Genomic DNA, 11,694 nt, shown 5'->3' on the forward strand with positions numbered 1-11,694 from the left:
TTATTTAATGATTTTTAAAAAGTGGGATGATAATCTTTAATTTAATAAAATCCTCTTTTTACAAAATTATAAATTCTTTTGGGATTTATAACCAATACAAATCTTATTTTAGAACTATAACTTGGTTGAGATATTTCCCATCCTAAATTTGAATGTAGCGGGAAATAGACTTCTAAGATATCTTGTATAAAATTCAAACGTAAGCCGTTTTCATGAGCAAAATATACTTTTTGATTTTTGTTTTTCACAAAACCTACATCATTATATACTTCAAGCCACCTCCATAATCCAACACTAGTGTTTATAGTACTTAGCCATTCATTTCCGTAGGCAACAGGTAGTTTGGATTTAAAACCACCTTCGTTAATAATAACTTGTTGGCTGAAAAAACCTGAAGTTTCTGATCTTCCTAAATAATCATATTGGAATAAATAATCGCTAGGTCTATCTAGTGCGAAACTAAAAAAATCTGATTCGGTTTTGTTACTTAAAAAAGCACCGGCAAAAATTCTAAAATCAAATTGTCTATTTGTATCGGTAAGTTTTCTGTAATGACCAGTTAATGAAATTTTGCTGAATTTTTCAGATACTTGAATTCCAGTTGAAAATCGTACATCCTCAATAATTTCAGGTTTTGAATAACCATAACTTAAATTGAAAACTTTGTATTTGTTTGATTCACGATATTCAATTTGGGTGGGTGATTTTTCACGATCCACTAATGTATAAGATGCAGAAATGGCATTACTACTAACATCTCTTAAACTTTTTCGTTTAAATTCAAGTAAAGCAAAAGGAGTAAGAGTATTATATGATAAGTCTTCTGCATAATGAAAACTACTACCAAAGATTCCAGCTACAAATTTATTTACTTTTTTATCTTCAGGAAGGTATTCATATTTTAATGCAAAAGACCCTGAAAGTGTTTTGCTAGTTGTTCCATATGAAGGTGTTACTTTATAATTGAAACTTTTATCTAATATTGTTTTATTTGACAGCGTTAAACCTAAAACAGCGCCATCATAGTAATTATATCTAAACTCAGGTGTGTAAAAAAATTGATTGTAATATGGGTTTTCAATATCTTTCATGAATTTTAATTGAAAAGGTCTATTGAATATTTTTTTATCAACACTTTTCCAATTATTTCTCAAATTAAACTCTGGTAAAAGTGATTCATAATTTAGAGAGAGTTTATCAAATCCGTTTTTAGGAATTGTAATTTTTGAAATTGAATCAATTCCTGTTAGCCATTTAGTGAATTTAATTTCTTTATTATTAATTCCGTAGAGCTGAATAGGGGTAGTAAAACTTCTTTTATTTAAAATAGTGACATCTAATGAATCCTTGTTTTTAGTAATTTTTTGAATGGTATAGTCTACCTTTTTATTGGTTTTTAAATATTCATTTTCAAACCAAGAAATGTCTTTTTCTGTTTTTGATTTTAAAAAATCAATAAACGAATTACTCTGAACTTTAATACCTGAATTTTTATTAGAAAAATCCCAAATAATGGATGGCATGGAATTGTCTTCTAAATAAGTTTCTAAATATTTTATACCTAAACCAGCCTTATATTTGTTAACAATTTTTCTATTAAAATTGGAAAGAGAATCTGCATGGGTAGTTAAAGGTTGATCTATATTTTTTCGTGCAGCAAATTGGTAAACAAAAGGATATTTTTCGTTAAAGTTAATTTTAGCTAAATTAAAACCTTTAATACCCCATACTTCTGAAATATTTCCAATAGCTTTAACTTCAGGGTAATATCGTTCTACATACTTAATCATTAAATAAGTTTGTAAACCATCTGCTAACCAATAATCTTCTCTTTTGTTAAATAAAAAGAGTTCATCAATATATTTTTTTGATAGTACTTTAAATTGTTGAATATCCCATTCAAAAGCATCGCTATAAGCAGCTAAAAAAGAAGGGAGTTGGTTAAACCCATACACGGGGTTTTTATCATAATCTATTTTATTTATCAATAATTTTTCATTTGGAAATTTCCCTAAAAATGTTTGAATAAAATAGAACTCTCTTTTTAAAATACTATACTTAAGATTGTAATCTAGTTTTTCAGAATCTAAGTTTGTAGTTATTAAAATATCTTCAAAATTATAATGAATAAAATTATTATTTTTAGTGATATTTAATTCAATATCTAATCTGTTTTTACCAACTAAATTGTAGATATTAAAGTTCTCATCAGATATGACTGATGATGTTAAATTAGAATTCACCTCATACTCTTTTGGAACTTTAAGATTGATCTGATAATTAGTAAAATCAATATACAAATCATCCATATCCAGATTGTTATAAGTTTGCCAATCTGTACTAAAATTCGCTGGAGCTAAATACCAATATTTTAAATTATAACTGAAATAGCTTGCACCATAACTAGTGAATTTGTCATTAGGAATTTTAACAATATAGGTTGCTGTTATTTTTACTGAATCATCAGGATTCAAAGGTTGAATTAAATTTACTTTTAAAATATCTGGATTTTCATCCGTAATTTCCCAAGTGGCATTATCATAATTTACAGAAATACTGTTTATAGTTGTATTTCCTCTATTTTTTTCATTCGTAAAATGAAATGATTTTGAATAATTTTCTATAAAACGCTTTGCTAAGGGTGTATTTTTGTCTTTGTAAGCATTTGCCCAATTATGAAAATAGACCTCATTTAAAATGCTATCTGATTTATTATAAAAAGTGGTTTCTTGTTTAATTTTAAGTTCGTTTGTTTCAATATTTAAAGTTGCAGAAATACTAATGTTGTTAGTTTGTGCATATGCAAACAAACTAACAAAATAAGTTAAAACAATTAAAAATAGATTCTTTTTCAAGCTAGTAATATTAAAAATTTGGACTTAAACTGTATTTTTTATAGAAAGTGTCTATCACTTCTAAAACTTCATCTTCTGTATCAACAATTGAGATTAGATCTAAATCTTTTGGACTAATATTTCCTTCTTCAAGTAAGGTGCTTTCTATCCAGTCCATTAGGCCAGTCCAAAATTTTCTTCCAACTAAAATAATAGGAAATTTTCCAATTTTTTTTGTTTGTATTAATGTAATTGCTTCAAAAAGTTCGTCCATAGTTCCAAAACCACCTGGCATTACAACAAAACCTTGAGAGTATTTAACAAACATTACTTTTCGAACAAAAAAGTAGTCAAAATCTAAGCTTTTATCGGAATCTATATATGGATTGTCATGTTGTTCAAAAGGCAATTCAATATTCAATCCAACTGATATTCCTTTTCCTCTTTTTGCACCTTTGTTACCAGCTTCCATAATTCCAGGACCACCACCAGTAACAACTCCATAGCCGTGTTGTGTTAATTCATAAGCAATGCTTTCAGCCAATTTATAATATTTATGGTCCGGTTTTGTACGTGCAGAACCAAAAATAGTTACACAAGGACCAATTTTTCCTAAACGTTCAAATCCATCAACAAACTCAGCCATTATTTTAAATATAGCCCAGGAATCGTTGGTTTTAATTTCGTTCCAAGTTTTTTGTTTAAATTTTTCTCGTATTTTTTTTTCTTCGTTAGGTATCATATATTTCTGAATATCAATTTTGCTGCTAATTAACAGTTTTTTTTATTAGTTTTCTAATTTAATTCTTTTTTTAAGAATTGTGCAGTATAACTTTTTTTATGTGTACTTACTTCTTCTGGAGTCCCAAAACAAATTAATTGCCCACCATTTTTACCACCTTCCATTCCAATATCAATAACGTGATCTGCTAGTTTTACAACATCTAAATTATGCTCTATAACAAGAAGCGTATTCCCTTTATTGGTTAATTTATTTAAAACTTCCATTAATACACGAATATCTTCAAAATGAAGTCCTGTAGTTGGTTCATCTAAAATATAAAAAGTATTTCCGGTATCTCTTTTAGATAATTCTGAAGCTAATTTTATACGCTGTGCTTCACCACCAGAAAGTGTTGTAGATTGCTGACCAAGTGTAATGTAACCTAGGCCTACATCGTGAATTGTTTTTAGACTACGGTATATTTTAGGAATGTTTTCAAAAAATTCAACAGCATCATCAATTGTCATATTTAAAACATCTGAAATCGATTTCCCTTTGTATCTAATTTCTAACGTTTCTCTATTAAAACGTTTGCCTTGGCAAGTTTCACATTCAACATGAACATCAGGTAAAAAATTCATTTCAATAACGCGAACTCCACCACCTTGGCAAGTTTCGCATCTTCCACCTTTTACATTAAATGAGAATCTTCCAGGTTTGTATCCTCTAATAGATGCTTCACTTGTTTTTGCATATAAACTTCTAATTTCGCTAAATACCCCAGTATAAGTTGCTGGGTTTGAACGTGGTGTTCTACCAATTGGCGATTGGTCAATTGCAATTACTTTATCTATGTGTTCTAACCCTTTGATAGATTTATAAGGCATTGGTTTTTTAACTCCTCGGTAAATATGTTTATTTAATATTGGGTACAGTGTTTCATTTATTAATGTAGATTTTCCACTTCCAGAAACACCAGTTACACAAATAAGTTTTCCTAGAGGAAAATCAACAGTCAAATTTTTTAAATTGTTTCCAGTTGCACCAGATAATGTAATGGTATGTCCATTTCCTTTTCTTCTTTTTTTAGGAACTTCAATTTTTTTTGTGCCATTTAAATAATCGGCTGTTAATGTTTTATGTTGTTTTAATTCGGCAAAAGTTCCTTCACTCACAATTTCACCTCCAAAATGACCAGCGCCAGGACCTATATCTATTACATAATCAGCATGTTCAATCATATCTTTATCATGCTCAACAACAATAATAGAATTTCCAACATCTCGTAAAGCAATTAAAGAATTTATTAATTTTTTATTGTCTCGTTGATGCAAACCAATACTAGGTTCATCTAAAATATAAAGTACACCAACTAATTGAGAACCAATTTGCGTTGCTAATCTAATGCGCTGTGCTTCGCCACCGGATAATGATTTTGAGCTTCTATCAAGCATTAAATAATCCAAACCAACATTTAATAAAAATTGGATTCTTGTTCTAATTTCTTTTAATATTTCTGAAGCTATTTTTAGTTGTTTACTATTTAATTTTTCTTCAATTGTAGCAAACCATTCTGCCAATTCTGAAATGTCTAATTGTGCTAAATCAGAGATGTTTTTTTCGTTTATTTTAAAATATAAAGCTTCTTTTTTGAGTCGTTTTCCGTTACAGGTCTCACAATTTATTTCATCCATAAACTCTTTAGCCCATCGTTTAATTGAAGTAGATTCACTTAAATTATACTGACTTTCAATAAAGCTAATAATTCCTTCAAAATCAATTTCATAAGTACGAGTTACACCCATTACTTTGGAATCTATTTTAAATTTCTCATTTCCACCGTTTAAAATGATTTCTAATGCTTCTTTTGGAATTTTTGAAATAGGATCGGTTAATTGAAATTTATAACGATCGGCAATTAATTGAAGTTGTTTAAAAATCCAACTTGTTTTTTGTTCACCAATAGGTACAATTCCACCACTTTTTATGGAAAGTTTTGTATTAGGAATTATTTTTTGAAGATTAACTTTATTTGTTTTTCCTAACCCATTACAGGTTTCACAGGCTCCTTTTGGGGAATTAAACGAAAAATTATTAGGTTCTGGGTTTGGATAAGAAATACCAGTTTCTGGACACATTAAATCACGACTAAAATACCGAGGAATATTAGTTTCATGTTCTAAAACCATTAAAATATTTTCACCAGAGTATAAAGCTGTTGTAATGGTTTCTTCTAGCCTTTTTTCAGAAGCACTATTTACCAATAATCGATCAATTACAATTTCAATATCATGCATTTTGTAACGATCTAAACGCATTCCTTTTTCAATATCTACAATCTCTCCATCTACACGAACTTTAACAAAACCTTGTTTAGCAATTTGTTCAAAAAGTTCACGATAATGCCCTTTCCTTGATTTTATGATTGGCGCAAGTATTACAATTTTTTTATCTTCAAAATCTTTTAAAATAAGTTCTTTTATTTGCTCATCACTATAACTCACCATCTTTTTATTGGTATTATAGGAATAAGCATCACCTGCACGCGCAAATAATAATCGTAAAAAATCGTAAATTTCGGTAATAGTACCAACCGTAGAGCGCGGACTTTTATTCGTTGTTTTTTGCTCAATTGAAATTACAGGTGAAAGTCCATCTATTTTGTCAACATCAGGTCGTTCTAATCCACCTAAAAATTGACGCGCATAAGCTGAAAAAGTTTCAATATACCTTCGCTGACCTTCAGCATAAATGGTATCAAAAGCTAATGATGATTTTCCGCTACCGCTTAAACCAGTAATTACTACCAGTTTTTCTCTGGGAATGCGAACATCAATATTTTTTAAATTATGAACTCGCGCTCCAAGAATTTCAATATACTCTTCGTGTTTTATCATTAGATTTTTGGAAAGTTGCAAAGTTAAAAAAATGTAACTACAATTTTGGTAAAGACGTATATCTTATTTTGAAAATTAGTATATTGCGTTAAAATTATAGGCTTTTGAAGATGATTGATTCATTACGACATTATTTTGAAAAACACGGATTTGCAGTTTCATCAAGATTTGCAGATAGATTAGGCATGAGAGTGTCTAATGTGCGCTTATTTTTTATATATATATCGTTTGTGACGTTTGGGTTTTCCTTCGGAATATATTTAACGTTGGCCTTTTTGCTTCGATTGAAAGATATGATTTACACCAAAAGAAATTCAGTATTTGATCTTTAATAAATTATGGTTGTAAAAGCAAAATTATATATTTCATTAATTTTATTAACTTCGGTTTTAATAGTTGGTATTAGTGGTTTTATAATTATTTCTAATGAATCATTTATTGATTCGTTGTATATGACCGTAATTACCATGTCAACAGTTGGTTTTGGTACACTCCACGAATTAAATCAAACAGAAAAACTATTTACTATTGTTTTAATAATTTTAAGTATTGGTGTTTACGGTTATTCAGTAACCGCTTTAACGGAATATTTAGCTAATGATAATTTTTTTCAAAATTTAAAATATAAAAAAATGCAACAAAAAATTCAAAAATTACAGAATCATACTGTTGTGTGTGGCTACGGAAGAAATGGCAGACAAGCAGTAGCAAAACTTAAAAAATTTAACATGCCCTGTGTGGTAATTGAGAAAAGTAAAACTATTATTGAAGAGTTAGGGTTTAATAATATATTATACGTTGAAGGTGATGGAACCGATGATAAAGCATTAAATGAAGCAGCTATTTTAAATGCAAAAAGCTTAATTACGGCGCTACCATCAGATGCTGATAATTTATTTGTAGTGCTTTCTGCAAGGCAAATAAATAAAGATTTTATTATTATTAGTAGAGCTTCTAATGAATCATCCTATAAAAAATTAAAAATTGCTGGAGCAACAAATGTTATTATGCCAAATAAAATAGGTGGTGAGCATATGGCATCATTAGTTGTAACACCTGATTTGGTTGAGTTTGTTGATAAACTAACTATTAATGATGAAGGGTCTACCAACTTAGAAGAAATTTCTGTTAACGATTTACCAACAGAATTTTTAAATAAAACAATTTTAGATTTAGATGTACGCAAAAAGTCTGGTTGTAATGTAATAGGTTTTAAAACTTCTGATAATAAATACATTATTAATCCAGAAGTAACTACCATTTTAGAGCCTAATGCTAATTTAATTGTGTTAGGACGCCCAAGTCAGATTAAGAAATTGCGTGAAGTTTTTAATTAATAAATCATTTTTAATTATATGGAATTAACTTTAATGCTTAAAATTTGTAGCACTTTCTTTTTTTTACCATATTGCGGCTACTTTAATAAATTCACCTTAAAATTATGAATAAAAAATTTCTTTCCTTACTGTTATTAATAGTCCCATACGTGTTAAAAGCACAAGAAAAAGGCATCGATGAAAAAATAAATGATTGGTTTGAGCCAATAACAGAAGTATGGGAAGGCATCGTTTTTTGGGAAGTCCCTTTTATTGAAATTCCACTAGTTGTAGTTTTATTAGTTTTAGGAGCTTTATTTTTTACCATATATTTTAAGTTTATTAATATTAGAAGAATATTTTTAGCAATTGGCGTTGTTAGAGGTAAATATGATGATGCGGAAAACCACGGACTTGAAAAATCTGAAATATATGTAGTTGATGGAGATAATCCAGATACTATTAAAGATGAAAGTAAAGAAGGAGAGGTTAGTCATTTTCAAGCATTGGCAACGGCAGTTTCAGGAACTGTTGGTTTAGGAAATATTGCGGGTGTAGCTTTAGCAATTTCTATAGGTGGTCCTGGAGCAACATTTTGGATGGTTGTAGCTGGATTACTTAGTATGTCTACCAAATTTGTAGAATGTACTTTGGGTGTTAAATACCGTGATGTTGGACCAGACGGAACTGTTTACGGGGGCCCAATGTATTATTTATCAAAAGGACTTGGTGAAAAAGGATACAAAAAATTGGGTAAAGTGTTAGCCATTGTTTTTGCAATATTATGTGTTGGAGCATCATTTGGTGGAGGGAATGCGGTACAATCTAATCAAGCAGCAGAACAATTAGCGGCTATGATGGGAATGCAAGGTGGATCAACAGGAACAATAATAGGTGTTGTTTTAGCTATTGTAGTTGGATTTGTTATAATTGGAGGAATAAAAAGAATTGCTTCGGTTACAGAAAAAGTTGTGCCTTTTATGGCAGTAATATATATAGCTGCTTGTTTAGTAGTAGTTTTTAGTAATTTTAGTTATATAGATGATGCACTTGCTTTAATAGTAAGAGAAGCGTTTAGCCCTAGTGCTGGAGTTGGAGGTTTCTTTGGTGTATTAATTACAGGATTTAGACGTGCCGTTTTTTCAAATGAAGCAGGTGCAGGTTCAGCTGCAATAGCACACTCAGCAGTTAAAACAAATTATCCAGCATCAGAAGGTTTAGTTTCATTATTAGAACCTTTTATTGATACAGTAATTATTTGTACACTAACAGCCTTAGTAATTATATTTTATAACAGTGGAGGAATTTTTGAATACGGTGGAAATGGAGCTGGTTCTGTAATTATTGACGGTGTAGCTGTAGGTGGAGTTAATTTAACTTCAATGGCATTTGAATCTGTAATTCCTTGGTTTCCTTATGTGTTAACATTGGCAGTTGTTTTATTTGCAATATCAACAATGATTTCTTGGTCTTATTACGGATTACAATCTTGGAAATTTTTATTTGGAAGAAGTAAAATAGCAGATATTACTTATAAAATATTATTTATTGCATTTATTATTATTGGTGCAGCAGCTTCTATGCAAGCGGTATTTAATTTTTCAGATGCAATGATTTTGGCACTTGTTTTTCCAAATATGATTGGACTTCTAATCTTATTTCCAGTGGTTAGAGATGAATTGGTTAAATACTTAAAAGCAATTAATATAAAACTGACATTTTTTAAGTAATTAAAAAATACAAATAAATTTTCAATCCCATTTCAGGTGTAATAGATGCCAATGAAATGGGATTTTGTTTGTTATAAGCTATAAAGTGTTATTAATATTACATAGCTGATTGTTAACAATTTATAACGATTTATTAGCTAAATATAGCACTCAGTAAAATTTATAAAAAAAAACCTTAGTTTCCTTGAAAAGTTTAGTATCTTTAATATTGAAATTATGAAATAATAATTTGTAATTTTAACTTTGAGATACATCAAAAGTTTATCAACGTTTAAACCTCAAAAATTGTTTTTCATCCCTTCAATAGTTTAAAAATAAATTAAATAATGTTATGCGTTAAATTATTTCTAAATAATTAAAATTACTACGTATGAAAATATTGTTTATTTAAATTTTTACTATCCCCAAAAATTGTAACCTCAATTTATCACTCCTTATTATAAAGTATTAGAACTTTATTTGATACATACAGTATGTTTAAACCATTTTAATTGGTTGAACTGTTGTTAAGTTTCATCTTTGGTTCAGCATGCTTGTACATTTATAATAAGATTTTATTAACTAATTATTTAAAACTATTATTATGAAAAATTTACTTAAAATCCTTTTAGGATTATCTTTAGTACTGTTTGCTATATCTTGTAATAATGATGATGCTACAGAAATTATACCAGTACAACAATTACAAGATGTTGTATTTGATATCAATAATTTTATACCAGATGCAAGTAAAAATTTATTTGTTTCAAAAGATAATTTAGATAATGACCCATTAATACCTGATTGTTCAGATTTAGAACCTTCTTATGTTGTTATAGATATAAGTGGAACTGAATACACATTACAATTAGTAACTTTAAATGATAAAACAGAAACCGAAGTTGTAAAATTACCAGCAGGACCTTATGTTATTAATGAATTTATAGTATATGCTGCTGATGGTACTGCTATATGGGCATCACCTATGATGGGTAGTTATTATCAAAATTTATGGCAATTAAGAGGTGTAAATCAACTTGAATTTATAGTTCTAGAATTTGAGAAGTTAAAAGTAGAATTAGATGTACTTTGTTATAGACCTTATGATTATGAAAGATTTGGGTTTGCTTGGTTTGCTTATACAAAAATAGAAATTCATACAGTATGTTTCTTTGGAGATATTTGTACGAAGTTTTATGAAGAATTTCATGCAGAGGGAAGTCCTTATTTTGGACAAGACTATGATGGTTATGATTTTCCAGCAATATTTTATGTTAATGTTAAAAATGAAGCTGGAGCTATTGTTAATGATAATACTCCAGTTGAAGGTGTATTTCCTAATAGTAACTTAAGTTGGTTTGGTTTAGGTTCACCACTATGTATAGAGTATCCAGACGTTGTGGGAGTTCCTGAAACATTTACATTTGAAATTATGTTAAAAATGCCTAGTGGAGCTTGGGAATTAGTTTATACAGGAGGATTTGATGATACAGCGATGTCTAACAATGATGGTTTAGATGGATTTGGTGGTACTGATGGTGTATTTGATTTTGTTGTAGGTAATTGTTCTTATGATGGAAATGATGCTAATGTAGAATTACCAGCTTATTTACCAATACCAATTAGTGCTGATATGGTTACTTCTTGGGGACCACAAGGATTTGACATCTTTGAATTTTATATGACATTTAGTAATTATAATCCAGGACCTATCCCTGGCTTATTTGATGAAGCAACTTATAGAACATTATGTGGTGAAGAGGAAGTAAATATTATAGTACCAGGAAATTATTTTGTTGAATTTTATTCATCATTAGATTATTTGGAACCTACCTCTTTAATTCCTGCACCATACAATGCATATCCTTGGGGATCAATGAACTATTTAGCTAATAATTGTGGTATTGTTGATGGAATTCCTACAACATATACATGGCAAGAGGTACAAGAAGCCGTTTGGTATATAATGGATCCGGATAATACTGTATTAGGTGTAAATAATCAATTAGCTCAAGACTCAATGGCTAACGCAGATTTTGTGCCTTCTGTTGGTGACTTTGCTTGTGTATTGGTTGTTCCGTTTGAAATAACTAATGGTACTAGAGCAGCTGCAGCAACTGCATCTCAATTATTATTAATGAGAATAGACCCTTGATAAAGTTTGAATAGAAACTTAACATATAATTATTAAATAAATAAAATTCTAAGTTTAAT

The 11,694-nt window shown here is 29.2% G+C and carries 7 protein-coding genes; 4 read left to right on the forward strand and 3 right to left on the reverse strand.

Going from position 1 to position 11,694, the window contains the following annotated elements; translation table 11 throughout:
• Positions 1-41: 41 nt before the first annotated feature.
• The 3 genes from Q0352_RS06355 to uvrA are packed head-to-tail and all read right to left on the reverse strand — an operon-like array spanning position 42 to position 6,455.
• Positions 42-2,855 (reverse strand): aminopeptidase, encoded by a 2,814-nt coding sequence (locus tag Q0352_RS06355; protein WP_299525334.1) that lies wholly within the window; start codon positions 2,853-2,855, stop codon positions 42-44.
• 10 nt (positions 2,856-2,865) lie between these two features.
• A complete protein-coding gene (locus Q0352_RS06360) occupies positions 2,866-3,576 on the reverse strand; it encodes a TIGR00730 family Rossman fold protein (RefSeq protein WP_299525337.1) in 711 nt (236 codons plus the stop codon).
• A 53-nt stretch (positions 3,577-3,629) separates the two neighbouring features.
• Entirely contained in the window at positions 3,630-6,455 is a 2,826-nt protein-coding gene (gene uvrA / locus Q0352_RS06365) for an excinuclease ABC subunit UvrA (RefSeq protein WP_299525340.1), read from the reverse strand.
• 110 nt (positions 6,456-6,565) lie between these two features.
• Here uvrA and Q0352_RS06370 point away from each other — a divergent pair, with 110 nt between their 5' ends.
• The 4 genes from Q0352_RS06370 (at position 6,566) to Q0352_RS06385 (ending at position 11,635) form a co-directional block, all read left to right on the forward strand.
• Entirely contained in the window at positions 6,566-6,787 is a 222-nt protein-coding gene (locus Q0352_RS06370) for a PspC domain-containing protein (protein WP_299525355.1), read from the forward strand.
• Positions 6,788-6,793: 6 nt separating this feature from the next.
• Entirely contained in the window at positions 6,794-7,792 is a 999-nt protein-coding gene (locus Q0352_RS06375; RefSeq protein WP_299525343.1) for a TrkA family potassium uptake protein, read from the forward strand.
• A 104-nt stretch (positions 7,793-7,896) separates the two neighbouring features.
• Positions 7,897-9,501, forward strand: a complete 1,605-nt coding sequence (locus tag Q0352_RS06380; protein ID WP_299525346.1) for a sodium:alanine symporter family protein — start codon at positions 7,897-7,899, stop codon at positions 9,499-9,501.
• Between the two features lie 583 nt (positions 9,502-10,084).
• A complete protein-coding gene (locus Q0352_RS06385) occupies positions 10,085-11,635 on the forward strand; it encodes a hypothetical protein (RefSeq protein WP_299525349.1) in 1,551 nt (516 codons plus the stop codon).
• The last annotated feature ends 59 nt before the right edge of the window (positions 11,636-11,694 follow it).

The sequence above is a fragment of the uncultured Lutibacter sp. genome, assembly GCF_937891065.1.
In the GTDB taxonomy this organism is placed as follows: Bacteria; Bacteroidota; Bacteroidia; order Flavobacteriales; family Flavobacteriaceae; genus Lutibacter.